This window comes from Streptomyces sp. A2-16 (assembly GCF_018128905.1).
Lineage (GTDB): Bacteria > Actinomycetota > Actinomycetes > Streptomycetales > Streptomycetaceae > Streptomyces.
This window is the reverse complement of the sequence record NZ_CP063808.1, coordinates 4,209,765-4,234,252: the sequence shown is the minus strand read 5'-3', so window position 1 is coordinate 4,234,252 and position 24,488 is coordinate 4,209,765. Positions and strand designations below refer to the sequence as shown.

Annotated in this window: 24 protein-coding genes; 18 read left to right on the top strand and 6 right to left on the bottom strand. The window is 70.4% G+C overall.

Annotation, left to right across the window (positions count from 1 at the left end):
* The first annotated feature begins 41 nt into the window (after window positions 1-41).
* The 6 genes from IOD14_RS19080 to IOD14_RS19055 all read left to right on the top strand — a co-directional run bounded on the left by IOD14_RS19080 (window position 42) and on the right by IOD14_RS19055 (window position 5,773).
* Entirely contained in the window at window positions 42-1,211 is a 1,170-nt protein-coding gene (locus IOD14_RS19080; RefSeq protein WP_212670865.1) for a CoA transferase, read from the top strand.
* 20 nt (window positions 1,212-1,231) lie between these two features.
* Complete coding sequence (locus IOD14_RS19075) at window positions 1,232-2,008, top strand: crotonase/enoyl-CoA hydratase family protein (RefSeq protein ID WP_123993276.1); 777 nt, start codon at window positions 1,232-1,234, stop codon at window positions 2,006-2,008.
* 4 nt (window positions 2,009-2,012) lie between these two features.
* Window positions 2,013-2,759 carry an acetoacetate decarboxylase gene (locus tag IOD14_RS19070; RefSeq protein WP_123993277.1) on the top strand — a complete coding sequence of 249 codons (747 nt, stop codon included), beginning with the start codon at window positions 2,013-2,015 and terminating at the stop codon, window positions 2,757-2,759.
* Window positions 2,756-3,736 (top strand): 3-hydroxyacyl-CoA dehydrogenase NAD-binding domain-containing protein, encoded by a 981-nt coding sequence (locus tag IOD14_RS19065; protein WP_212670864.1) that lies wholly within the window; start codon window positions 2,756-2,758, stop codon window positions 3,734-3,736. The genes IOD14_RS19070 and IOD14_RS19065 overlap by 4 nt, the downstream gene beginning before the upstream one ends.
* 1 nt (window position 3,737) lies before the next feature.
* The gene (locus IOD14_RS19060) at window positions 3,738-4,943 is read left to right on the top strand and encodes an acyl-CoA dehydrogenase family protein (RefSeq protein WP_212670863.1); all 1,206 of its coding nucleotides are present in this window, start codon (window positions 3,738-3,740) and stop codon (window positions 4,941-4,943) included.
* Between the two features lie 158 nt (window positions 4,944-5,101).
* The gene (locus tag IOD14_RS19055; RefSeq protein WP_123993280.1) at window positions 5,102-5,773 is read left to right on the top strand and encodes a class I SAM-dependent methyltransferase; all 672 of its coding nucleotides are present in this window, start codon (window positions 5,102-5,104) and stop codon (window positions 5,771-5,773) included.
* Between the two features lie 146 nt (window positions 5,774-5,919).
* Here IOD14_RS19055 and IOD14_RS19050 read toward each other — a convergent pair whose 3' ends face one another.
* From IOD14_RS19050 to IOD14_RS19040, 3 genes are all read right to left on the bottom strand, one after another.
* Entirely contained in the window at window positions 5,920-7,116 is a 1,197-nt protein-coding gene (locus tag IOD14_RS19050) for an FAD-dependent oxidoreductase (RefSeq protein WP_212670862.1), read from the bottom strand.
* Window positions 7,117-7,230: 114 nt separating this feature from the next.
* Window positions 7,231-8,256, bottom strand: a complete 1,026-nt coding sequence (locus tag IOD14_RS19045; protein ID WP_123993282.1) for a sigma-70 family RNA polymerase sigma factor — start codon at window positions 8,254-8,256, stop codon at window positions 7,231-7,233.
* 94 nt (window positions 8,257-8,350) lie between these two features.
* A complete protein-coding gene (locus tag IOD14_RS19040) occupies window positions 8,351-9,037 on the bottom strand; it encodes an alpha/beta hydrolase (RefSeq protein ID WP_212670861.1) in 687 nt (228 codons plus the stop codon).
* Between the two features lie 245 nt (window positions 9,038-9,282).
* Here IOD14_RS19040 and IOD14_RS19035 point away from each other — a divergent pair, with 245 nt between their 5' ends.
* Entirely contained in the window at window positions 9,283-10,251 is a 969-nt protein-coding gene (locus IOD14_RS19035; protein WP_123993284.1) for a WYL domain-containing protein, read from the top strand.
* Between the two features lie 150 nt (window positions 10,252-10,401).
* Here IOD14_RS19035 and IOD14_RS19030 read toward each other — a convergent pair whose 3' ends face one another.
* Complete coding sequence (locus IOD14_RS19030; protein WP_212670860.1) at window positions 10,402-11,715, bottom strand: Gfo/Idh/MocA family oxidoreductase; 1,314 nt, start codon at window positions 11,713-11,715, stop codon at window positions 10,402-10,404.
* A gap of 243 nt (window positions 11,716-11,958) precedes the next feature.
* Entirely contained in the window at window positions 11,959-12,156 is a 198-nt protein-coding gene (locus tag IOD14_RS19025; protein WP_212670859.1) for a hypothetical protein, read from the bottom strand.
* A gap of 388 nt (window positions 12,157-12,544) precedes the next feature.
* Here IOD14_RS19025 and IOD14_RS19020 point away from each other — a divergent pair, with 388 nt between their 5' ends.
* The 10 genes from IOD14_RS19020 (at window position 12,545) to IOD14_RS18975 (ending at window position 22,342) form a co-directional block, all read left to right on the top strand.
* Window positions 12,545-12,928 carry a PadR family transcriptional regulator gene (locus tag IOD14_RS19020; RefSeq protein ID WP_249125959.1) on the top strand — a complete coding sequence of 128 codons (384 nt, stop codon included), beginning with the start codon at window positions 12,545-12,547 and terminating at the stop codon, window positions 12,926-12,928.
* Complete coding sequence (locus tag IOD14_RS19015) at window positions 12,925-13,617, top strand: ABC transporter ATP-binding protein (RefSeq protein ID WP_123993286.1); 693 nt, start codon at window positions 12,925-12,927, stop codon at window positions 13,615-13,617. The genes IOD14_RS19020 and IOD14_RS19015 overlap by 4 nt, the downstream gene beginning before the upstream one ends.
* Window positions 13,614-15,962, top strand: a complete 2,349-nt coding sequence (locus IOD14_RS19010) for an FtsX-like permease family protein (RefSeq protein ID WP_212670858.1) — start codon at window positions 13,614-13,616, stop codon at window positions 15,960-15,962. The genes IOD14_RS19015 and IOD14_RS19010 overlap by 4 nt, the downstream gene beginning before the upstream one ends.
* Before the next feature lie 174 nt (window positions 15,963-16,136).
* Window positions 16,137-17,285, top strand: a complete 1,149-nt coding sequence (locus tag IOD14_RS19005) for a DUF4037 domain-containing protein (protein WP_123993288.1) — start codon at window positions 16,137-16,139, stop codon at window positions 17,283-17,285.
* Window positions 17,286-17,638: 353 nt separating this feature from the next.
* Window positions 17,639-17,881, top strand: coding sequence for a hypothetical protein (locus IOD14_RS19000; protein ID WP_123993289.1), 243 nt, complete (start codon window positions 17,639-17,641; stop codon window positions 17,879-17,881).
* Window positions 17,874-18,458: a sigma-70 family RNA polymerase sigma factor gene (locus tag IOD14_RS18995; RefSeq protein ID WP_123993290.1), complete on the top strand. Its 585-nt coding sequence runs from the start codon at window positions 17,874-17,876 to the stop codon at window positions 18,456-18,458. The genes IOD14_RS19000 and IOD14_RS18995 overlap by 8 nt, the downstream gene beginning before the upstream one ends.
* A complete protein-coding gene (locus IOD14_RS18990; protein ID WP_123993291.1) occupies window positions 18,455-19,144 on the top strand; it encodes a hypothetical protein in 690 nt (229 codons plus the stop codon). The genes IOD14_RS18995 and IOD14_RS18990 overlap by 4 nt, the downstream gene beginning before the upstream one ends.
* 187 nt (window positions 19,145-19,331) lie before the next feature.
* Window positions 19,332-20,504, top strand: coding sequence for a hypothetical protein (locus IOD14_RS18985; RefSeq protein WP_212670857.1), 1,173 nt, complete (start codon window positions 19,332-19,334; stop codon window positions 20,502-20,504).
* Window positions 20,505-20,634: 130 nt separating this feature from the next.
* On the top strand, window positions 20,635-20,880 hold the full coding sequence (locus tag IOD14_RS18980) for a hypothetical protein (protein ID WP_123993293.1): 246 nt from the start codon (window positions 20,635-20,637) through the stop codon (window positions 20,878-20,880).
* 13 nt (window positions 20,881-20,893) lie between these two features.
* The gene (locus IOD14_RS18975) at window positions 20,894-22,342 is read left to right on the top strand and encodes a DUF692 family multinuclear iron-containing protein (RefSeq protein ID WP_212670856.1); all 1,449 of its coding nucleotides are present in this window, start codon (window positions 20,894-20,896) and stop codon (window positions 22,340-22,342) included.
* A 23-nt stretch (window positions 22,343-22,365) separates the two neighbouring features.
* On the opposite strand, the gene IOD14_RS18970 is transcribed toward IOD14_RS18975, so the two are convergent.
* The gene (locus IOD14_RS18970; protein WP_212670855.1) at window positions 22,366-22,839 is read right to left on the bottom strand and encodes an AbfB domain-containing protein; all 474 of its coding nucleotides are present in this window, start codon (window positions 22,837-22,839) and stop codon (window positions 22,366-22,368) included.
* Window positions 22,840-23,116: 277 nt separating this feature from the next.
* Between IOD14_RS18970 and IOD14_RS18965 the strand changes: the two genes are divergently transcribed.
* Complete coding sequence (locus IOD14_RS18965; RefSeq protein WP_212670854.1) at window positions 23,117-24,343, top strand: serine hydrolase domain-containing protein; 1,227 nt, start codon at window positions 23,117-23,119, stop codon at window positions 24,341-24,343.
* Window positions 24,344-24,488 lie beyond the last annotated feature (145 nt).

Genomic DNA, 24,488 nt, shown 5'->3' with positions numbered 1-24,488 from the left:
AGATACACATATAGGGCGATGCAAGGAGTGAAGGAAAAGCCATGACGGATTTCACGGACACTGCCACCGGCCCTCTGGAAGGTCTGCGGGTGATCGACCTCTCGACCGTCGTGATGGGCCCCTACGCCGCCCAGATCCTCGGAGACCTGGGCGCCGACGTGATCAAGATCGAGTCCCCCGCCGACACCGTGCGCAACGGTCACTACCGCACCACGCCGGGCATGACCCCGCTGAACCTCAACGTCAACCGCAACAAGCGCAGCGTGTCCCTCAACCTCAAGGACGACACGGACCACGCGCGAGCCCTGCGGCTGATCGACACCGCGGACGTGCTGATCACCAACATGCGGCCCGGCGCACTGCACCGCCTGGGCCTGTCCTACGACGACATCGCCGACCGCAATCCCGGCCTCGTCTACGCACACGCCCAGGGCTTCCGCAGCGACTCCGACCGGGCCGGCAACGCCGCGTACGACGAGACCGTGCAGGCCGCCTCCGGTCTGGTCGACATCGCCGACCGCGCACTGGGCGAGCCCGTCTACCTGCCCACCATCATCGGCGACAAGGTCTCCTCACTGACCATCGCCTACAGCGTGCTCGCGGCGCTGCTGCACCGCGGCCGCACCGGCAAGGGCCAGCTCGTCGAGATCCCGATGACGGACACGTTGATCGCGTTCAACCTGGTCGAGCACCTGGCGGGCCACACCCATGTACCCGAGACGGGCCCCACCGGTTTCGGCCTGTCGATGCTCAAGGGCCACAAGGCCGTGCGCACCAAGGACGGCCTGGCCTGCGTCATGCCGTACAACCCGCACAACTACCGGGACTTCTTCACCGCCGCGGGACGCCCGGACCTCGCCGAGGACCCGAGGGTCAACGCGGACGCCATCGACAGCGCCGACCACGAGGACCTGGCCGCGCTGCTGGAGGCCTGCGCCCCGGCGCTGACCACCGAGGAGTGGGCGGAGGTGTGCGCCAAGCACAGCATCCCGATGGCCCCGGTACTGGAACTGGACCGCGCGCACGAGGACCCGTACGTCCAGGACGGCCACCTCCTCGACACCACCGAGCACCCGACCGAGGGCACCATCCGCACCGTCGGCATCCCGGTGCGCTTCTCCGCGACGCCCGGCTCGATCCGCCGTCTGGCACCGGTCATGGGCCAGGACACCGACGACGTCCTCGCCGAGCTCGCCGCCACCACCCGCTGAGCAGCGCAGGAGCAGCACCCATGAACAGCATCACACCTCCCCTCGTCCGCACCGAACGCATCGGCTCCACCCTTCTCATCACCCTCGACCGCCCCGAGGCCCGCAACGCCGTCGACGCGGCCGTCGCCGCCCAACTGGCAGCTGCTCTCGACGAGTTGGAGGCCGACCCCGACCTGCGGGCCGGCGTCCTGACCGGCGAGGGCGGCACGTTCAGCGCCGGAATGGACCTCAAGGCGGCCCTGCGCGGCGAGTCACCCGAGATCGAGGGCCGCGGCTTCGGCGGTCTGACCGAGGCCGCGCCCGGCAAGCCCCTGATCGCCGCCGTGGAGGGCTTCGCCATGGGCGGCGGCTTCGAACTGGCCCTGGCCTGCGATCTGATCGTCACCGCCGAGGACGCCCGGTTCGGCCTGCCCGAGGTCAAGCGCGGACTCATCGCCGCGGGCGGTGGCGTGATCCGACTGCCCAAGCGCATCCCCCACCACCTCGCCATGGAGTTCCTGCTCACCGGCGAGCCCGTCGACGGCCGTCGCGCCGGCGAACTGGGCCTCGCCAACCGGGTCACCGCGCGCGGACAGGCCGTCGCCGAGGCCCTGCGCCTTGCCCAGCGGCTGGCGGAGAACGCCCCGCTCGCCCTCGCCGCGGTCAAGCGGGTGGTCCGCGCCGCCGACGGCGCCCCCGACTCCGAGGCCTTCGCCTACCAGCGCACGCAGATGAAGACCCTGATGGCCTCCGACGACGTACGCGAGGGCATGACCGCCTTCGCCGAACGCCGCCCCGCGCAGTGGACGGGACGGTGAGGACATGAGGACCGAAGAGGTACGACAGCACCTCACCACCCCGCTCACCAGCCCCGCCTACGCGCCGACGGTCCCACGGTTCACCGACCGCGAGTACCTCAACATCGTCTACCGCACCGACCCCGACGCCCTGCGCGCCGTCGTCCCCGAACCCCTGCGTATCGACGAGCCGTTGGTGCGCTTCGAAGTGATGAAGATGGGCGACGTCAGCGGATACGGCCCCTACACGGAGGCGGGACAGGCCGTCCCGGTCGAGTTCGAGGGCGAGCGGGGCGAGTACCTGCACGCGATGTTCCTCGACAACTTCCCGGCGACCACCTCCGGCCGCGAGGTCTCCGCCTACCCGAAGGTCATCGGCTCCCCCGCGCTGTACATCGACTCCGGCGCTCTCGTCGGCACCCTCGACCACGGTGCACTGCGGGTCGCCACCGCCACCATGGGCTACAAGCACCACGAACTCGACCTGCGCGAGGCCGAGTCGCAGATCACCGTGCCGACGTTCATGCTCAAGACGATCCCCGGCTACGACGGTCTGCCGCGCGTGCAGGAACTCGTCCGCAGCCGCATCACCGACGTCACCGTCAAGCAGGCATGGACCGGCCCCGCCCGGCTGCAGCTGTTCCAGCACGTCCTCGCTCCCCTGGCCGACCTGCCGGTGCTGGAGGTCGTCGCCGCGAGCCACATCCTCACCGACCTGACGCTGGCGGGCGTCGAACCGGTCCACGACTACCTGAAGGGGGTCGCGTCATGACCCGCACCTTCCGTACGGCCGCCGTCGTCGGCGCCGGCACCATCGGACTGTCCTGGACGGCCCTGTTCGCCGCACACGGGCTGACCGTCCGGGTGAGCGACCCCCGGCCGGACCTCGCCGAGGCCGTGAAGGAGGCCCTGGCCCAGTACGCGCCCCACCTCGCCGCCCGCGGCCTGGACGTGGCCGCTCTGGACGAACGGGTACATGTGGCCGCCGACATCGCCGAAGCGGTCCGGGACGCGGACGTCGTCCAGGAGAACGGCCCGGAGCGGCTGGAGTTCAAGAAGGACCTGTTCGCCACCCTCACCCGCGAGGCACCCGCCCACGCGCTCCTGCTGAGCTCCTCGTCGGCGATCCCCTCGACCGCGTTCACCGGCGAGCTGTCCGACGGCGACGCCGCCCGTGTCCTGATCGGCCACCCCTTCAACCCGCCGCACCTCCTCCCGCTCGTGGAGGTGGTCCCCGGCGAACGCACCGGCGAGGAAACCGTGCGGGCGGCCCTCGACTTCTACACCTCGGTGGGACGCACCCCGGTCGTCGAGCGCAAGGAGATCCCCGGCTTCGTCGGCAACCGCCTCCAGAACGCGCTCAGCCGCGAGGCCGTGCATCTCGTCGAGCAGGGCGTCGTGACCCCCGAGGACCTCGACAAGGTCATGACCAACTCACTGGGCCTGCGCTGGGCCACCGTGGGCCCCTTCCTCGGCTCCCACCTCGGCGGCGGCCCCGGTGGCTACCGACACCTCGTCCAGCACATCGGCGCCTCGATGCAGCGGACGGGAGCGGGCCTCGGCACCCCGTCACAGAGCGAGGAACAGCAGGAACGGCTCATCGAAGCCGTAGAGAAGGCTTACGGCTCCTCCATGTACTCGCAACTCGCCGAGACGCGCGACCGCAAGCAACTCGCAGTCCTTTCCGCCCTGGACAGCACCGACAAGGACAGCACCGACAAGGACGCCACCTTCAAGGAGGAGAACTGAAATGACCACCGCACCCGTCGGCCCCCTCACCGGCGAACTGACCGCGGACTTCTACCACTACGAGTCGCTGCTCCCGGACGACGAGCGCAAGATCCTCCTCAAGGCCCGCGCCCTCATGCGCGACGAGGTCAAGCCGCTGGTCAACGACCACTGGGCCAGGGACCGGTTCCCCACCGAGCTCATCGGCCTGTTCCGTGACAGCGGACTCGCCGGCCTGCCCTACGAGGGCTACGGCGAGCACAAGCCCGCCGTCAGCAACCTCCTCTCCGGCACGCTCGCCATGGAGATGGCCCGCACCGACGCCTCGGTGTCCACCTTCTTCGGCGTCCACAACGGCCTGGCCATGTACTCCGTCCACTCCGGCGGCGGCCAGGAACAGCGCGACCGCTGGCTGCCCGCGATGGCCTCGATGGACAAGATCGGCGCGTTCGCGATGACCGAGCCCCTCGGCGGCTCCGACGTGGCGGGCGGCATGCGCACCACCGCACGGCGCGAGGGCGACACCTGGGTTCTGAACGGGGCCAAGAAGTGGATCGGCAACGCCACCTTCGCCGACCTTGTCGTGGTGTGGGCCCGGGACGTGGACGACAACCACGTCAAGGGCTTCGTCGTCGAGAAGGGCACGCCCGGCTTCGACCCGGTGAAGATCGAGGGCAAGGTCGCCTTCCGCATCGTGGAGAACGCGGAGATCACCCTGACCGACGTCCGGGTGCCGGAGGCCGACCGCCTGCAGAACATCAACTCCTTCCGCGATGTCGCGGAGATCCTGCGTGCCACCCGCAGCGGGGTCGCCTGGCAGGCACTGGGCGTCATGACCGGCGCCTACGAACTGGCCCTCGACTACGCCCGCGAGCGCCGCCAGTTCGGCCGCCCCATCGGGGGTTTCCAGCTCGTGCAGGACCTGCTGGTCAAGAGCCTCGGCAACATCACCGCGTCCTGGGGCATGCTCGTCCAGCTCGCCCGGCTCCAGGACGCTGGCATCTTCCGCGACGAACACTCCGCCCTGGCCAAGGCGTTCGTCACCTCCCGGATGCGGGAGGTCGTGGCCTTCAGCCGTGAGATCTTCGGCGGCAACGGAATCCTCCTCGACCACGACATCGCCCGCTTCTTCGCCGACGCCGAGGCGATCTACTCCTTCGAGGGCACCCGCGAGATGAACACCCTGATCGTGGGCAAGTCGATCACCGGCCAGAGCGCCTTCGTGTGAGGAACGGCGTCCCCCCACGGGTCGTCTGCTTGCTGGTCCGGCAACTTTGTGTGCGCACCGGCGCGGCTCCGGGCAGCATCGACAGCGCGCTCCCGCACGCCGGACAGGACAGGACGAGCAGCGGGGGCGACGGCATCACGAGCAACGGGAGGTATCCGGTGTCAGGACACCACGACCACGGTCCGAGCGGCGAACACGCCGAGCAGGCGGCCACCGAGATGTTCGAGCCGCCGGCCTGGGACGAGCGGTACGCGGGGCAGGGGCGGTACTGGAGCGGCGAGCCCAATCCGCAGCTGGTCGCCGCCGCCGGTGACCTCGCTCCGGGCACCGCGCTCGACGTGGGCTGCGGCGAGGGCGGTGACGTCGTCTGGCTCGCCGGGCAGGGCTGGCGGGTGACCGGCGCCGATTTCTCGGCCGAGGGCCTCGCCCGCGCCGCCGACCACGTGGAACAGGCCGGTGTGGCCGACCGGGTCGAGTGGTGGCGGGTGGACGCCAGGACCTTCGATGCCGGCGACCGCTCGTACGACCTGGTCACCAGCCACTATCTCCACGCGCCCGACGGCGGCATGGTCGAGGTGACCCGCCGTCTCGCCGAGGCCGTCGCCCCCGGCGGGTTGCTGCTGGTCGTGGGTCACGCGCCGTCCCACGAGTTCACGCATCTGTCGGAGAGCCACCGCAAGGCGATGTTCCTGGCCGCGGAACTCCTTCCCGGCCTGCCGGAGGACTTCGAGCCCCTGGTGGTGGAGCAGCGCAGCCGCACGCTCAAGCGGGACACCGGTCCGGTGGAGGCAGAGGACTCGGTGCTCCTGGCCCGCCGCGCGAAGAGCTGACCGCCCGAGGAGGCTCGGAGCGCACTCCCCGGCGCAGTGGCGCCGACGCCGTGCGCATCGCGCGAGACCGCCGTGCGGTGCGCACGGCGTCTCGTGCGGTGCGCACTGCATGAGGCTTCCGTGCCGTGCGCACGGCGGCACGTTCCTCACGCCGCCACCCGTGCCGTCCCCTCCGACGCCACCTGGCCCGCCACCACCCGTCGCCGTCGCGCCGGAACGCCCAGCGTCGGGTTGGCGACGCTCCAGGCCGCGCCCTTGCAGATCAGCTCCTTGTAGCGGGCCGCGAGGCGCCCGGTCAGGGCCCGGTCCACGGCGCGGTCGTCGGCGGTGACGAACTGGATCAGGCCCTCCTTGCGGCCGAGGGAAATGCACTGGTTGAAGTAGCGCAGCGGTACGTCGGGCAGCTTGCCGCCGGTCAGTCGGGCAGCGATGGAGTCGGCTGCCTGCCAGGCCATGGGGGTGCCCGAGGCGCAGGACATGCGCAGTGGCTTGTCGCCCTTGCCCAGGGCGTGACCGGCGTCGCCGACCGCGTACACGTCCGGGTGCGAGAGCGAACGCATCGTCGCGTCGACCACGATCCGGCCGTCGTCGGCGAGTTCGAGGCTCGTGCCCGCGGCCAGCGGGTGGACCGCGAAGCCCGTCGTCCAGACGGTGACGGCGGCCGGGATGGTGCGACCGTCCGCGGTGGTGACCCGGTCCGCCTCGACCGCGGTCACCGCGGTGTTCTCGTGCACGGTGATGCCGAGTCCGCCGACGACCTTGCGCAGGTGGGCGCGGCCCTTCGGGGACAGCCAGTCGCCCAGTTCAGCGCGCGCGGCGAGCACGACGTCGAGGTCGGGGCGGGCCTCGGCCACCTCCGTCACGAACTCCAGACCGGTCAGCCCGCCGCCCACGACGAGGACCGTCTCGCCCTCGGCCAGCCGGGACAGCCGCTCCCGCAGCCGGAGCGCTCCGGGGCGGCTCGCGATCTGGTGGGCGTGCTCGGCGACGCCCGGGACGCCATGGTCGTTCCAGGCGCTGCCGAGGGCGTAGACGAGGGTGTCGTACGGCAGTTCCGCCGTGCCCTCGGCGCTCTCCACCGCGACCGTCTTGCCGTCCACGTCGATCGAGGTGACCTTCGCGAGCTTCAGCTCGACACCCGTGCCGGCGAACATCTCACGCAGCGGGCGCGGCTTGAGGTCCTGGCCGACGGCCAGCTGGTGCATCCGGACCCGCTCGACGAAGTCGGGCTCGGCGTTGACGAGGGTGATGGCGACGTCCTCGCGGCGCAGCCGCTTGGCGAGCCGGCCGGCCGCGATCGCTCCGCTGTAGCCGGCGCCGAGGACGATGATCCGGTGCTGCATGCTCCTGCTCCTGTCTGTGCGGGTCCGGTGCCTTCTGGCCCGGTCACGCCCCTTGAACCGGGCAGCCCGCGGATTCCTGACAGAACAGGAGAGTGACCTGCGTCACACAAAGATTCAGAGGGCTTCGGCGATGACCGGAGGACCGAAATCGCCCGCCGCCCACCGCCGCGTCGCGCGCTCCAGCTTGTCCGGGTTGACCTGGCTGCGGATCGCGACGATGCCCTCCTGCGTCGGCTCCAGGCACATGATGCCGAAGACCCGCCCGTCGACGACCGCGACGACCGCGGGGCCGCCGTTGACCGTGGTGGCATAGAGGTCCGGCGAACCGCCGGCCAGGTCCCGCTTGGACTTGGCGGGCTTGAACATGCCGCGCATGAACGTGGCCACCGCGCGTGCGCCCTCGAAGGCGCTGGCCCGGGCGGGCACCTTCCCTCCGCCGTCACCGACCGCGATGGCGTCGGAGGTGAGCAGCTTGATCAGCGGCTCGGTCCGACCGCTGGTCGCCGCGGCGAGGAACTCCTCGACGATCCGGCGTGCGGCCGCCTCGTCGATCTCGCTCCCCACCGCGCCCGAGACACCACCGAGGACGGCTCCCTCGGCGAGGGCGCCACCAGCACCGCCTGAGCCGGAAGCGGACCTCGACCTGCCCTGCGCCACGTGCTTCTTCGCACGATGGAAGATCTGCTGGCTCGCCGCCTCGCTGAGGTCCATGATCTCGGCGATCTCCCGGTGGGAGTACGCGAACGCCTCGCGCAATACGTAGACGGCACGCTCGTTCGGCGAGAGCCGCTCCAGCAGGACCATCACGGCGTACGACACCGACTCGCGCTGCTCGGCCGTCTCCGCGGGGCCCAGCATCGGGTCCCCTGCGAGCAGCGGTTCCGGCAGCCACTGGCCGACGTAGGTCTCACGGCGCGCCCGGGCAGACGTGAGCTGGTTCAGGCACAGGTTGGTGAGCACCTTGGTCAGCCAGGCCTCGGGCACCTCGATGCGTCCGACATCGGTGGCCTGCCAGCGCAGATAGGTCTCCTGTACGGCGTCTTCCGCCTCGCTCGCCGAGCCGAGCATGCGGTAGGCGATGGCCTCCAGCCGCGGCCTGGCCGCCTCGAACCGGTCCACGTCACTGAAAGTCAGGGCCATGCGGAGATCTTAGTCCGACGGGGTGTGCGACAGCTGGTCGGAACCATGCGCTCCCTGCACCGATGTGTTGTGCTCCTGCCGAACAACCGCCGCCTCAGGCCGCGTTGGCCGCCTCGGCCAGGATCCGGCCCAGCTCATCCGGCTTGGAGACCATGGGCCAATGGCCGGAGTCGATGTCGGCGAAGTCGACGTGCTTGGCCCGGGCGAGCTCCGGGACGTCACCGGCGTCGATCCATTCCTGGGCCTGCGCGGGCGTGAACTCAGGGCACACCAGCACGACCGGGACGTCGAACCGCCGGTCGTCCGCCAGCCGCACCACCCCCTTGGCCACCCCCTCGGGCACCGGGATCGCGGCAGCCGCCAGCCCTCGCCTGGCCTCGTCGTCGAGGTCGGCGGTGTCCGGCCCCTCGAACGGGCCCCAACCGGGGAAGGGCACGACGCCGTCCGTCACCTCGAAGAGGTCGGCGTACAACTGCCCGTCGGAGGACGGGAAACCGCCGATGAGGGCGACCTTGGCCAGCCGCTCCGGCCGCCGGTCCGCGGCCAGCCAGGCCAGCGAGCAGGCGGCGGAATGCCCCACCACCATGAGCTTGCCGGGCGCCGCGTCCACGGCGGCGAGCACGGTCTCCACCTGGTCGTCGAGCGTGGCGGACGCGAAGCCGGCTCCCTGGCCCGGGAGGGTGAGCGGCACCGGGTGATGACCGAGCGCCTCCAGCGTGGAGGCGACACGGCCCCATACGGATCCGTTCAGCCACAGGCCGCCGATGAGCAGGATGTTCATGGTCAGTTCCCCTTCTTCTGCTTCACGGATGTCACCGTAGAAGGAGATCCGGACAATCCACTGCCGGTTTGTCCGGCGACCAGCCGACGCACCGGCGAAGTCCTCGCAGCGGTCAGGTCCGGGAGCCGGCCCGGCCGCTCTCACCACGGGGCCGGAACTCCCTCGGGCTCCCTCGGGCTCCTGCGCCCCTGCGCGCCTGTGCCCCTGTGCCCCTGGAGCTCAGCGGAGCGGACTAGCCTGCTTCCGTGCCCAACGATCTCAGCCCCACCGCGCGAGCCCTGCGCGCCCTGGAGATCATCCAGGCGCGCCCCGGAACGACGGCCGGTGAACTCGCCCTGCGGCTGGGCGTCACGGAGCGAGCCGCGCGCCGATACGTCGGGATCCTCCGCGAGGCCGACATCCCCGTGGAGTCGGCCCGAGGGCCGCACGGCGGATACCGGCTGGGGCGCGGGACAAGGCTGCCCGCCGTGCATTTCACGCAGGCCGAGGCCCTCGGCCTGGTGATGGCCGTGCTCAGCGGCCAGCCGGCGGCAGCCGATGCCGATGCCGATGACCTGGTCGGCACCGCCCTGGGAAAAGTCGTCAAGGCGTTGCCGGAGAGGGTCGGCCACCATGCGTCGATGCTGCGGGAATACGCGTCCGCCGCGCCGGACCCGTACTCGACCCGTCCGGATCCGGCCGTCACCAGCGAACTCGTCGATGCCGTCGCAGCCCGGCACACCGTGGTGGTCAGCTACCGCAGCGAGGCCGGCAAGGAGTGGCAGGCGGAGGTGGATCCCTGGTCCCTCGTCGTCCGCTACGGGCGCTGGTACCTGCTGTGCCACTCCCATCGCGCGGACGCCATCCGCACGTACCGGGTCGACCGGGTCCGCGCCGTCCAGCAAACCGGGCGCGGGTTCGAACCACCCGAGGATCTCGACCCGGTGGCGGTGCTGGAGGAGAACCTGGGCCTCGGATGGCAGTTCCCCACCCGCGTGGTGTTCGACCTCCCGCTGACCGAGGTGGCCCCCTGGATCCGGCCGCCCATGGGACGGCTCGAACCCCTCGGGGATGGTTGCGTGTTGGTCGGCAGCACTCGCAACCCCACCATGTACGCGCAGGAATGGCTGGCGGTGCTGCCGTTCGCCTTCCGTGTCGAGGGCGGGGAAGAGCTACGTGCCGCGGTCACGGCACTCGCGGCACGCTTCACCGCGGCCGCGTCCGACCAGCAGTAGCCGGTGCTCTCGCCGATAGGGCCTGCTGCCGTGAGTGCGGACCACGAGGAGGGTTGCGGTGCGGGAACCCCTCGCGGCCGGCTCGGATGCCCCCCACCCGGGCGAGGGGGCGGTCCCGTGGAGTCCGCCGCCCCGTCGCCCGGCCTGCGGTCAGATGTGGAGCAGGTCCCGCGTCCGCACCGGGCCTCCGGACTCGAAGGAACGGTTCGCGGCCAGCCCCGTGACCAGCGAGCGTGCCCCCGCGATCTCGTCGGCAGCCCGTCCGAGCGGGTCGGCCTCGGGCTCCCCGAAGAGATCGGCGAGCATCCGGACGTCTCCGCCACCGTGCCCACCCTCGCCGGTGTGGACCTTGATCTCACGCGGAGGTTCCCAGAACCGCCGCAGCGTCAGTTCCGTGCGCCCTGCCGTGTCAACCACCGCATCCCCGTGCAGCACGGCGGTGTCACCCTGGACCCGCACCTCGGACCGGGTCCAGGTGGACTCCTCCACGAGCAGCTCCAGACGCCCCTCGCTTCCGTTGAAGGACACCCGATATCCCTCCCAGGGGGCGTACGCGGTGAGGTGGTAGGTCAGCGTGGCTCCCGACGCGTAGCGCACCAGCACCGCCATGTCGTCCTCGATCGTCACCCCCGGACCGAAGACGTTCTGGTCGCGCCGGTATCCGTCCGCGGCCTCCGCCTCCAGGTAGAGGGCCGTGAGCAGCGGCGAGTCCGCCAGGCGTACGGCGAAGGGGTCGTCCTGTGCCGACGCGGCGCCGTGGGCCCGCGTGTAGTCACGGGCCAGCCCTCGGCGCCGGCCCGCTTCGTCGCCGTAGAAGAAGAGCCCGCCCTGCGCGTACACGGTCTCGGGCTCGGTGCCCAGCCACCAGTTGACCAGGTCGAAGTGGTGGGTGGCCTTGTGCACCATCAGGCCGCCGGAGTTGACCTTCTCCCGGTGCCAGCGGCGGAAGTAGTCGGCGCCGTGGCGAAGGTCGAGGAGCCATTCGAAGTGGACGGAGCCGACCTCTCCGATCTCGCCGGCCGCGATGGCCTCGCGAACGGCGCAGTGCACCGGGTTGTAGCGGTAGTTGAAGGCGACGCGGACCTCGCGGCCGCTGCGACGCCGGGCGTCGAGGATACGGCGGGCTCGGTCGGCGTCCGTCGTCATGGGCTTCTCGGTGACGACGTCGCAGCCGGCCTCCAGTGCCTCGACGATGTAGTGGTCGTGGGTGCGATCCACGGTGCACACGACGACGAGGTCGACGCGTTCGCGGCGCAGCATCTCGGTGAAGTCCTCGGCCGCGTATGCGGGTACCGAGGCGCCGATCCAGTCGTTGTGGACGGCCATGCGGTGCGGGTTGACATCGCAGAAGCCGACCAGGTCGACCCGGTCCGCGTAGGGACCGGCGAGTGCCTCGGTGAAGAGCCGGGCGCGGGCGCCCAGTCCCACCACGGCGCAGCGGCGGCGCGCGGTGTCGGAAGGCATGGGAACTCCGTTCGGTTCGGGGGCAGTTCGGGAGTGGTGAGGGGTAGGGCCCGCCACGCGTCGTCGGCCGTCGCGGCGAAGACCGACGGCCCGAGGGCGACGAGCGGCAGGACGGGAGGGCACGGCCACCAGTACGGCGGACGCGAACACGGACCCCGCCGGCAGCACCGGCACGAGCGGCTGCCGCCCGGGCATCGCGCGGAACGCCGAAGCCACGAACACCGAGGCGACGAACACCGGCGGCTATGACCGTCCGCCAGGCGATCCCGTCTCGCCGGCCGGCAGGTCGGCCGCGCACCGCAGACCCGTGGCCACCCCGAGCACGCCGACATCGGGGACGGCAGGCCCCGGGCCGCGCGCGTCGACGTCCACCGCGTCCAGCCACAGCAGGAGCAGTACCCCGGTGAGCACCTGGCAGACGTCGGGCACCGGGCGCAGCACGCGGCGCGGCTCGGCGCGGGCGGCAGGTACGACGGGGTCACGCCCGGAACGCCCCGGGCCTGTTCCCGTAGCACCGCGTAGGGGCGACGAGCGCCGGGAAGGCCGTGACCAAGGGTCATACCGCCCCGCCCTCTTATCCTTTGAGCCCGGCGTCTGGACGCTCTCGCCCAACTGCGGCCGGCTCCGGAGCCATCGCGGGCGGGATCGTGTTCCTCACCAGCGCGGAAGCCATCCCAAGCCTGGGAATCCTCGACCGCAGGGCTGCCCTGTATCCGAACCGTGACGATCAGGCTTCCCGGCGCCCTCACCTGCACTGTCGCACCCCCCGCAACGCACTGCACACTCGGTGTATACACATCGCGTATACACAGTATGTAGAGTGCGGGTCATGTCCATCGGTCACACCCTTTTAGGGCCCCTGGAATCCAGCCCGCGCCACGTCTACGACCGCACGCGGACCTTCGACGAAACCTTCGGTCATGCCCGGCCGCCGAAGAACGGTCTCGTCCAGGTCGACGGGATCGAGGCCGCCCGCGGTTCCGGGCGCAAGCGCTGCGCGATCACCGGCGCCGGCGTCACCGACGTACAGCGGTGCCTCACCCGGCGCGACGCCGCCGAGATCCTCGGCACCCAGCGCTCCGAGCAACTGCGCACCCCGCGTGCCGTGTTCCACGGGGGAGCCCACCTGGAATCCCCCGTGGAGGCCCACCCGCCCCGGCCGATACCGACGACCACCCGACTCGACCCACTCCGTGAGGCTGTGACCCGATGACGACATCTCCCCCCGGCTCCCTGCTCGTCGCGCGCGATCTGCGCAAGGCGTACGGCCCGACCCACGCGCTGGACGGCGCCGAGTTCTCCATACATCCCGGCGAGGTCGTCGCCGTCATGGGCCCCTCCGGGTCCGGCAAGTCCACGCTGTTGCACTGCCTCGCGGGGATCGTGCCGCCCGACTCCGGGTCGATCACCTACCAGGGGCGGGAACTGGCGAAGATGAGCGACGCCCAGCGCAGCGCGCTGCGCCGCTCCGAGTTCGGGTTCGTGTTCCAGTTCGGCCAGTTGGTGCCCGAGCTGACCTGTGTGGAGAACGTCGCCCTGCCGCTGCGACTGAACGGCACCTCCCGCAAGGACGCCGAGCGGACCGCGCTCGGCTGGATGGAGCGCCTGGAGGTCGACGACCTCGAGGGCAAGCGTCCCGGCGAGGTCTCCGGCGGTCAGGGCCAGCGCGTCGCCGTTGCCCGCTCGCTCGTCACCGGGCCGCGCCTGCTGTTCGCCGACGAACCCACCGGCGCGCTCGACTCCTCCAACGGCGAACGCGTGATGCACCTGCTGACCGAAGCTGCCCGCTCGACCAATGCCGCTGTCGTCCTGGTGACCCACGAGACACGCGTGGCCGCCTACGCCGACCGCGAGGTCGTCGTCCGCGACGGCAAGTCCCGTGACATGGAGCGCGCCGTATGAATTCTCGCCAGTGGGCCAAGGACCTGGCCCTGGGGGCCCGCTTCGCCGTCACCGGCGGACGCGAGAGCTGGGTACGGATGACGCTCACCGCCGTGGGCGTCGGCCTCGGCGTGGCTCTGCTCCTGCTGTGCACCGCCCTGCCCAGCGTGTTCGCCGCCCGCGACAAGGTGGAGGACGCCCGCTTCGACTACCCGTACGCCGAGAAGGTCCCCCCGAGGGCCGACGACACCTTCCTGATCGCCGACACCGACACCACCTGGCACGACGACGACATCCGCGGCCGGCTCCTGGAGCCCGAGGGCAAGCGGGCGGCGCTGCCGCCGGGGCTCGACAGCTTCCCCGGCAAGGGCGAGATGGTGGTCTCCCCCGCGCTCAGGGATCTCCTCGCCTCCGACGACGCCGAACTGCTGCGCGAGCGGCTGCCGTACAGGATCACCGGCACGATCGGCGAGAGCGGACTCATCGGCTCCCACGAACTGGCCTACTACGCGGGCGCCTCGGGGCTCGAACCCGCGGGCTTCTCGCCCGTGCACCGGCTGACCGAGTACGGCAATCCGGACTCGACACCCGAGAAGACCGACCCGGTGCTGCTGCTCATGGTCCTGGTCGTGTTCGTGGTGCTGCTGACGCCCGTCGCCGTGTTCATCGCCGCCGCGGTCCGCTTCGGCGGCGAGCGCCGCGACCGCCGGCTGGCCGCGCTGCGCCTGGTCGGCTCGGACAGCCACATGACCCGGCGGATCGCGGCGGGCGAAGCTCTCGCCGGAGCTCTGCTCGGCCTGGCCGTCGGCACGGGCTTCTTCCTTCTGGGCCGTCAGACACTGGGTTCCACCCAGGTGTTGGGCGTGAGCGTGTGGCCCAGCTACCTCGATCCCTCCCCCGTGCTCGCCGCGCTGGTCGCAGTGGCGATCCCGGTCGCCGCCGTACTCGTCACGCTGGCCGCGATGCGGGGCGTGGTGGTGGAACCGCTCGGCGTCGTACGGGCGACCAAGCAGCGCCCCCGTCGGCTGTGGTGGCGGCTGCTGCCACCGCTGGCCGGCCTCGCGATGCTCTACCCGATGATCGGCAAGGGCCGAAAGAACGGCGACTTCAACCAGTACCTCGTCATCGGCGGCGTGCTGCTCCTGCTGATCGGCATCACCGCGCTGCTTCCCTGGGTCGTGGAGGCGGTCGTCGTCCGCCTGGGCAAGGGCACACTGTCCTGGCAACTCGCGGTACGGCGGCTGCAGTTGAGCAGCGGAACGGCCGCACGCATGGTCAACGGCATCGCCGTCGCCGTGGCCGGCGCCATCGCCCTGCAGATGCTGTTCACGGGAACGCAGAGCCAGTACACGAAGGCCACCGGCCACGACCCCAGCCGGGTGCAGATGCAGGTCGACTTCAGCGACCGCAAGCCGCTGTCCGGCGTCGAGCGCGAGTTCACCGGCACCAAGGGAGTACGGGCCGCGGTGGCCCTGGCCATCTCCCAGTACGGGGACGCGCGTCGCGACCCGGAGAACACCAACGGACTGACCGTGGGCGACTGCACGGCCCTGCGCGAACTGGCCACGCTGCCCTCCTGCAAGGACGGCGACGTGTTCGTCACCCGGACCAGGAGCGGCTACGCCGACCCCGACAACGCCGCCGAAATCGCCGTGGTGAAACCCGGTCGGCAGCTCTACATCGACCCGTCGTACAGCGACGCCACCGAACGCGGCATCGAGGCGCCCTGGACCGTGCCGTCGAACATGCGGGTGGTGGACGCGCGCAAGGACTCGCTGGAGGACTCCAACAGTCTGCTGGTCACCCCCGCCGCCCTGCCCGCAGGGGCCGCGCCCGCGTTGTTCTCGGACGGGGTCTTCCTGCGCCTGGACCCCTCGGTGCCGGAGTCACGGGAGTACGTGCGCAACGCCGTCGCCCGGATCGACCCCCTGGCCTACACCTACAGCTGGTCGGCGACCCAGGAGGACGCCAAGTACACCTCCATCCGCACCGGTCTGTTCGTCGGCTCCGCGTTCGTGCTGGCACTGATCGGCGCGAGTCTGCTGGTCTCCCAGCTGGAGCAGCTGCGCGAGCGCCGAAAGCTGCTCTCGGCGCTGGTCGCCTTCGGCACCCGGCGCCGCACACTGAGCCTGTCGGTGCTGTGGCAGACGGCTCTCCCGGTCGGACTCGGCCTCGTACTGGCCACGACGGTGGGTGTCACCCTCGGTTCGGTGCTGCTGAAAATGACACGGACGCCGGTGACCATGGACTGGGCGAGCGTCCTGACCATGACCGGTGTGGGAGCGGCCGTGGTCGGCGTGGTCACGCTGCTCAGCCTGCCACCGCTGCTGCGCATGATGCGCCCGGACGGCCTGCGCACGGAGTGATCCCGCACTGTCCCCCCAAGTGGGCTCCTCCCGCCGGGAGGAGCCCACTCCGCACGCATCGGTCCGGTCATCACGCTCACCGGGAAAGGCGGAGCGGGGAAAGACGGACCGGGAAATGGCGGACCGGGGAAAAGCCTTCGCCCGACGTGCGGCCGGTCCGGCAGGCTCCGGGCCATGACCCCACCGCCCTTCATCCCCGGACTGGAACTCTCCCGCCGCTTCTACCACGAGGCCGTCCGGCCCCTGCTGGACGAGGTCGTCCCCGGCCTCCCCCACTCCGCCGCCCGTCTCGGCAGCGGCTCGGAGGTCCTGGGATTCGACACCGCCCGCTCCGCGGACCACGAGTGGGGACCGCGCCTCCTGCTGCTTCTGCGCCCGGAAGATGCCCTCCGCGACGGGGCTGCCGTCAAGGACCTGCTCTCCGCCCGCCTGCCGAAGACCTTCCACGGCTACCCCACGCACTTCGCCCCTACGGCCGAGGCCGGCATCCGAGTCATGCGAGCGACCGACGGGCCGGTGCACCACCGCGTCGACATCACCGACCCGACCACCTGGTTCACCGCACAACTGGGCTTCGACCCCGACGAGGGCGTCACCCTGACGGACTGGCTGGCCACGCCCACGCAGCGGCTCGCCGAAGTCACCGCCGGCGCCGTCGTCCATGACGGCCTCGACCGTCTCACCCCCGCCCGCGCACTCCTCGCCTGGTATCCCCACGATCTCTGGCTCCACGTGCTTGCCAGCCAGTGGCAGCGCATCTCCCAGGAGGAAGCCTTCGTCGGCCGGTGCGGCGAAGTGGGCGACGAACTCGGCTCCGCTGTCGTCGCCGCCCGCCTGGTGCGCGATCTGATGCGGCTCTGTCTGCTCATGGACCGCCGCTACCCGCCGTACGGCAAATGGCTCGGAAGCGCCTTCACCCGCACCCCGCAGGCAGCCGTTCTCGCACCCGCCCTTTCCGCGGCCCTCGCCGCCACCGAATGGCACACCCGCGAGCACCACCTGGCCCACGCCTACGAGATGGTCGCCGCCGCCCACAACCGGCTCGGCCTGACCGACCGGGTCGACCCCACCACGCGCGCCTACCACAGCCGGCCGTTCCAGGTCCTGCACGCCGAACGCCTCACCGCGGCGCTGACGGCCCGCATCACAGACCCGGCCGTCCGGGCACTGCCGCTGACCGGCACCGTCGACCAGTTCACCGACAGCACCGACCTCCTCAGCCTCCCGGAACGGACACGAGCGGTGGCCCGGGCTGCCACGTGCCGGGGCACCGCAGAGGAGGGCCCCGCATCGGTGCCGGACCCAACGCGGACGGACGGATGAGCCCACCCGGCCGCGCACCGCACGACCGCGCCGACGGATCGGAGGGTCCTCGGCATGGCATCCGGCTGCGCCCCCTCCCGGCCCGCGCCAAGGACCCGACGCGTGAACCCGCACGTCGAGCACTCTTTCCTCCGGTTGGGCAGGGCCTGCTCACCGGTGCGGAAAGCGAGATCGGCGGGCCCGTGGGTGGCCGCGGCATGTCGTACGTACTGGGGTGGGCACGGTGTGACGCTGCGCACAGTTCGCGGGAGAAGCTCGGCAGAGCGTCACGGTTGGCAGTCTGTTTCGCACTACATCCCGTCAGAACACATCAGCACTCCATCAGTTGGGGGTGCCGAGCGAAGGGGCCGACCTTGGACGCGATAGTGGTGGCGCCCCTGATCGCAGGAGTGATCGCCTGCGGGGGACGCGCGCTGTATGTGTGGCTGCGAGGACGGGCCGCGATCCAGATCGCCCAGCTGAACGACCGCGGTCTCACACGTCGTGTGCAGGTGCTTCCACCAGGGAGCCTGGTGATCGAACAGCGCGCCGACCGCAGCGAGGTGGTCATCGAAGTGGGCCGTCCTGCCGACAGGCGGGGCGGTGGATATGAGTGACCCCACCCCTCCACGAGAACAGCGGTCGGCGCTGGCGCAACGGGATCAACCGGTCACCGCCCCCTACCGGCCGCGGACTCCGGCCGATTCGGCGGCGCGCAGCGAGTTCGCCGGGTTCTACGAGAAGACGATGCCCCGCCTGGTGGTGTTCGTCCTGCGGCACGGCGCCGACATACATGAAGCCCGGGAGGCTGCGCAGGCCGCCTTCGCCCAGGCGTGGGAGCGCTGGGAAAGCATCGAGCACCCCCATGCCTGGCTGCGGACGGTCGCGTTCCGGCAGCTGGTGCGGGTGCGCGAGCGTCCCGAGGGCCCCCTCCAGGACACGGAAGGGCAGTCCGGCGGGGTGTGCCCCGTCGAACGGATCGAGCTCGGCGCGCAGGAGGAGCTCGTCCTGAAGGTGCTGGCCGGCCTGCCCATGCAGCAGCGGCGGGCCTTCGCCTGGACCTACGACGGGTTCACCCCGCAGGAAACCGCCGAAGCACTGCAGACGACCCCCGAGGCCGTGCGGCAGAACCTGGCTCGCGCTCGTAAGAGTCTCAAGCAGGCCTGGGAATCAATGAAGGAGGATCACCAGTGAGCGAGGCGGCACCGCGCCCGGACACCACCACCGGCGACGAAGCTGCGTTCGATGCCTGGCTCGCCGCCACCGACAGCGCCCTCCACCAGAAGGTGGCAGCCGCCGTGCACCTGGATGCCGGCCGGGCCCAGATCTTCGCGGCCGCCGTCGCCATGGAGACGGTGCCGGTGACAGCTGAGGAGCCTCCCGAACAATGGGCCCATCTGGAAGCCGTGCTGCGTGAGGCGGCCGACAGCATCGCCCACTGGGTCGTCCTCGCCGGCCCTCACACCCTGTCCCAGCAGCTCACCAAGGCCATCTCCACCACACGGACCATGACGGTCGTGGGTCGGGCTCTGCTGCCGGACAGCCTGAGTGCACCATGGGGACTCGCCGCGGACTTCCTCACCGAGAGCCACCTGCACCTCACCCAGCTCAGGGGCGGAATCATCCATCGCACCATCGGCCGGGACGAAGCTCTGGCGCTGCACGCCCGCTCCCATGGCGGCGTGAGCACCTTTCAGGCGGCGCTCCAGCACAGCGTCAACGCCACCGCACCCGGCTCCAAGGCACATGTGGTCATGACCCGACTGCTGGCCACCACCGAAATGCTCCTGGTTCTCCTGCGCTGGAACCGCGACAGCATCGAGCATCTCTTCGACGACAGCGACCACCCGTCCCACGCCCCCTCGGCCAACCACCGGTGACGCACGGACCCCGGCTCTCCTTCACGCGTTGCCCCCGCATCGGGTCGAGGAGAGCAGCCACCCACTCCGTTCCAGCACAGTCGCTCCCCTGGATGGCCGCGGTCGGATTGCCGCCCCACCACGACCGGGGCTGTGCTGGGGAAGGCTGCGCCGAACGGGCGCGGGCCTCGAGCGTGGGAGAGCGATCATGGGTGACTTCATGGTGAACACGTCCGTCGTCGGGGGGCAGTCGCAGCCCTGCGCCGACGCGCTGAACAGCAACGCCCTGTTCACAGCCCTCTGGGCGGACGACTCCGACGCCGGCATCAAGGGGCAGCGGATCAACGCCGCCGGAACGAAGGTCGGTACGGAGTTCCTCGCCAGTGAGGCGATCGCGGCTGACGGCAACACGAACCGACGGTGGCCCTTCCTCGACTCCGTCGGTATGAACACCTTCGCCACGTGGATCGAGCAACCCTTCAACCTGCCCCCGCCGACCCCGGTGGTGGTGCTTCGGCGGTTCTTCGACGGTCAGCCCGCCGGGCCGCCGGTCCAGGTCAGCACCGACTCGATCGACCCGGACTTCCCGCCCACGGTCACCCGCATGATCGACGGCGGTTGCCTGGTCACCTGGACGGGTGGCGGGGAGCAGAAGCGTATTCGCGCGCAGCGTTTCACGCCCGAGGGGCAGAAGACGGGCCCCGAGATCGCCGTGAACACCACCGCGGCCTTCCACCGCGACGCGGCAGTGACACTCCTGAGCGACGGGAACTACGTCATCGCCTGGACGAACGGCGAGCCGGTGGGAGGCGGCGGGCTCGTCTACCGCGTCTTCTCCCTCGACGGCACACCCCTGACCGGTGAGAAGCGTCCCAACCTCGCAGGCTTCAAGGGGCGGAGCGCGCTGACGGCCCTCGACAACGGTCGCTTCGTCGCCGCGCACATCAAATCGACGGTGCAGAGCGATCTCGGAGTCCTCCAGACGACGGCCGTGGCCAGCGTCATCGATCCGGAAGGCGGTCAGGTCGTCCTCAGCGCCTCCGCGGGCTCACCGAAGCACTTCCACCGCAGCTCTCCGGCACTGACGGCCCTGCCCGGCGGACGCTTCGTCCTCGCCTGGGTGGAAAAGAGCGCGGACACGGTCCAGACCGTGCCGACCGTCATGGCACAGCTCTGCTCGGACACCGAGCTCGAGATCGGCCCCAAGGTCCAGGCCAGCTCCGGCACCGACGGCAACCGTTTCCACCTGAGCGCCGCCGCCGTGTTCGGCAACGGCACTCCGGGCAGCGTGTTCCTGTCGTGGGCGGACGCTGCGAACGGCGGCGACACGACCATCCGGGGCAACGTCCTCACCGCCGAGCCCGGCGGGCTTTCCTCTTGAGCCCTCGTCACCCGAGTGCGCCCGCGCGCCTCCTCGTGAGGTGCCGGCGCATCCCAGCAGGATGCGGAACGGCCGTCCGAGCATCGAGGGCTGCCGCATGCGACAGGACCCGAACTACAGGGAGACTCCCATGCCGAACAACGCATTGGCTGGACCGGTGCCGGACCCGTGGCTGGCGGCGGTCAACGTCACGGTGCCGGTGTCCGTGGCCAACGACCTGGACAAGATGCAGGGCGTGATCAAGGACGTGATGACACAACTCGGGTGCCCCACCTGCCACTCGGGCCGAGACCTGCGCATCACCATCGCCCGCGACTTCGTGGTGGATCCGGACGGCCAGGTCCAGCCGGCGGTCTCTGCCCCGTTGACCCGCTGACCCAGGGCCCGCCATGACGAGACCAGGGGTGGGACTCACCTACGTACCCGGTCTCGACGACATTCTCCACGAGGTCGCCGACCTGCTCGACGTCGTCGAGATCGAACCGCAGAGCCTGTGGCGGGTCCGCGGAGACGGCGAGATCTCGGTCGACGAAGACGTACTGGAACGGCTCGCGGACCTCCCCGGCGCACGGCTGCTGCACGGGGTCGGCAATCCGGTCGGCGGCTCCTGCCTCCCCGACCCACGGCACGCGGCGCTCTTCGGTGAACTGGCCGGAAGGCTGCGCGCGCCGTGGGTCAGTGAGCATCTCGCTTTCAACCGGGTGGCGGACGGGCGGGACGGGTTCCACACCGGATTCATGTTGCCGCCCTGCCAGACGGAGGCAGGGGTGAGCGCGGCCGCACGGTCCATTCGCACCATGGCCGACGCTCTTCCGGTGCCGCTGGCCGTGGAGATCGGCGCGAACTACCTCCGGCCACGGCCCCAGGACCTGTCCGACGGCGCGTTCGTCAGGCGCGTCGTCGAGGACAGCGACTGCGGTCTGCTCCTGGACCTGCACAACGTCCTGGCCAACGAACGCAACGGCCGTGGCACCGTGGACGATCTGCTGGCCGACCTGCCGCTGGACCGGGTGTGGGAGGTGCACCTGGCCGGTGGTTCCGAGTACCGCGGGTACTGGTTGGACGCCCATTCCGGGCTCCCCGACGACGAACTGCTCGCGCTCGCCGACCGGATCCTGCCGCGACTGCCGGCCCTGCGCGCGGTCCTGTTCGAGGTGACGCCCTCGGCCGTACCGGATCTCGATGCGGGCGCAGTCCGCGAACTGCTCGTGGCCATGAGGGAGTTGTGGCCCGCGCAGGCCCACCCGGCACCGCTGTCGCCGCCGCGTCCGGCCGACGTTCCGCGTACGGCGGGTGTTCCGCGCCCGGCCGGAGGCGAGACGACCGCACCGTCCGACTGGGAGTTCACACTCGGCAGTCTGGCCGTCGGCCGCGATCCGGGAACACCGCTGGCCCAGGAGCTGATGACCGACCCGGCGATCGGGCTGCTCCGGGATCTGGTGGCCGAGTTCAGGGGCAGTGCGCTCACGGGCACCCTCCGGTACACCATGCGGCTGCTGTTCCTCACGCTGGGACCGGTCGGGACAGGCCAATTGCTCAGTGGCTACACGCGTTCGTGCCCGCCTCGCCTCTTCGCCTCCGAGGAAGCCTTCGCGTTCGCGGACCACCTGCGGGAGGTCTCGCCGCCCGTGCCCTGGCTGACGGACGTCGTCGAACTCGACCTCGGTCTCCTCCGCGCGCGCCTCGATGGCTCACCGTGCACCGTCTGTCTGCGCACGGATCCCACGGCCCTCCTGACGGATCTGGGAGCCGGCCGGCTACCGATCGCACCGCCTCGGGGCCACTACCGGGTCCGTCTCGTCGACGACGGGGCACCCGCCTGGACCGCGCCGGCCTGATCGTCGGAGAGCCCGCCGGCGAGTCACTGGCCCGGATCGAGGGGGGAGTCGATCCTGAAGCAGGCGGACTGAAGCTCGTCGAGTGTGCTCACCGGTTCGGCGAAGAGCTGGAAATCGCGGTGCCGGATGAAGCGATCGGGAAATTTCACGGATCGGAACGAGATCTGATTCGGATCGACCTCCGCCTGTTCAATGACGAAAGTCGAGTCCTCGCGGACCTCGGCGGCAACGTCAGGATCCGGAATCCCTTCGAAGAACTTGCTGTGAATACGAAACCCGTCGAACGTCGCGATCCGCAGGCAGAAGCCCAGGGGAGCCACAGCACGCAGCAATCTCCCCTGTTTTCCGACGCTCAGACTCGATCCATCCCACTCGAACGTGGCGTTGCCGCGGTCCACATCGCTTTCGATCTTGGCGATGTCCACGAGGCCGTCGTGATCGATGATGAAGAATTCCGGGAAGTTGTTCGAAAACAGCGAGAGCCTATTCGCGGCCATGACATCCTCCGTGCACTCGCACAATCAGGGCGCTATATCCATCATGTGCTTTCCAGGAAGCACATGCCACTCCGGCCGCCCTCGCGGAAGTTGAGCCGCCGGAAGTCGCCGTCGTCCGCCATCGGCACAGAACGCCCTCCCCGCCTGGTACGTCAGAGCGACTCATGGCGCGCTGAACGGGTGGACTCCGGCGGAGGCCGTCACACGGGCAACACGCACCACCTCGCGAATGGTGACGTAGCCCTTCCGCCCCCAATTCTGGAAGAGGGACTCAGACGTGAGACGTCGTATCCCCGCCCGCCGCGCCCTCGCCACGGCACTGCTCGCGGTGTCCGTGCTGGCTCCGACGACAGCGACACCGGCCGGCGCCGCCCAGGCCCTCGCACCGCACCATGCGGTCGACGAGGGTTGCCCCTCGCATGAACTCGACCCCGCCCTGGCCTCGCGGCTGGACAAGGCCATCGAGAAGGTTCGTCGGCAGGCCGGCATTCCCGGTGTGGTCGCCGGTCTGTGGATGCCGGGCAAGGGCAGCTACGTCCGTGCGACGGGCGTCGCCGACAAAGCCAGCGGCGAGCGCATGAACAAGGACGTGTTCGTCCGGATCGGCAGCGAGACCAAGACCTTCACGGCCACCGCGCTGCTCAAGCTCGTCGACGACGGCCGGGTCGGACTCGACGACCCGATCTCTCGCTACGTCCCGCACGTGCCCAACGGTTCGCGGATCACCTTGCGCCATCTCGCCGAGATGCGCAGCGGTCTCTTCCCGTACACCGACGACCCGGACTTCCAGCACGATCTGCTGAGCGACCCGCAACGGTCGTTCACCCCGAAGCAGGTTCTGGCGTACGGCTTCAAGCACAAGAACACCTTTGCGCCTGGCGCACAGTTCCAGTACTCCAACACCAACTTCGTTCTGCTCGGACTCGTGGTCGAGAAGGTCAGCGGCCACCGCCTCGCCGGTTTCATCGAGAAGCGGGTGCTGCGTCCCGCCCGCCTCTCCCACACGCTGCTTCCGGACTCCCCCGAGTTTCCGCGGCCGCACCCGCACGGCTACACCAATCAGACGCTGACCGGGGAGGTCGCCGACAGCACGGACTGGAACCCCAGTTGGGCCTGGGCGGCCGGAGCGATGATCTCCGACCTGCACGACCTGCGCAGCTGGGCGAAGACCGTCGCCACCGGCACGCTGCTGTCGCCCGAGACCCAGGCGCAGCGTCTCAAAATGCTGCCCACCGGCCACCCCGGCACGAGCTACGGCCTCGGCATCTTCAAGAGCGGCGGCTGGATCGGGCACAACGGCTCCATCCCCGGCTACGAGACCGTGACGGTCTACCTGCCCTCGAAGAAGGCCACCCTGGTCCTGATGATCAACACGGACATCACGTACCAGGGTCAGGAACCGTCGTCTCTGCTGGCGCGGGCCATCACGGAGATCGTGACGCCGGACAACGTCTACGACCGCCCGGCCCCCACGCGGTGGGCCGGTTCGACACTCCTGCCGTAGAGCCGGAGCTTCGCGTCCGGGCGCACCGGACGGGACGGTGGGGAGCCGGGGCCGCGGATACGGCCGGTCATCCGGGTGACCGGCTCCCCTTCTCCCACGGCCCAGCAGTTATGTACATTTGTACATAATCGATGGATGCGGGACC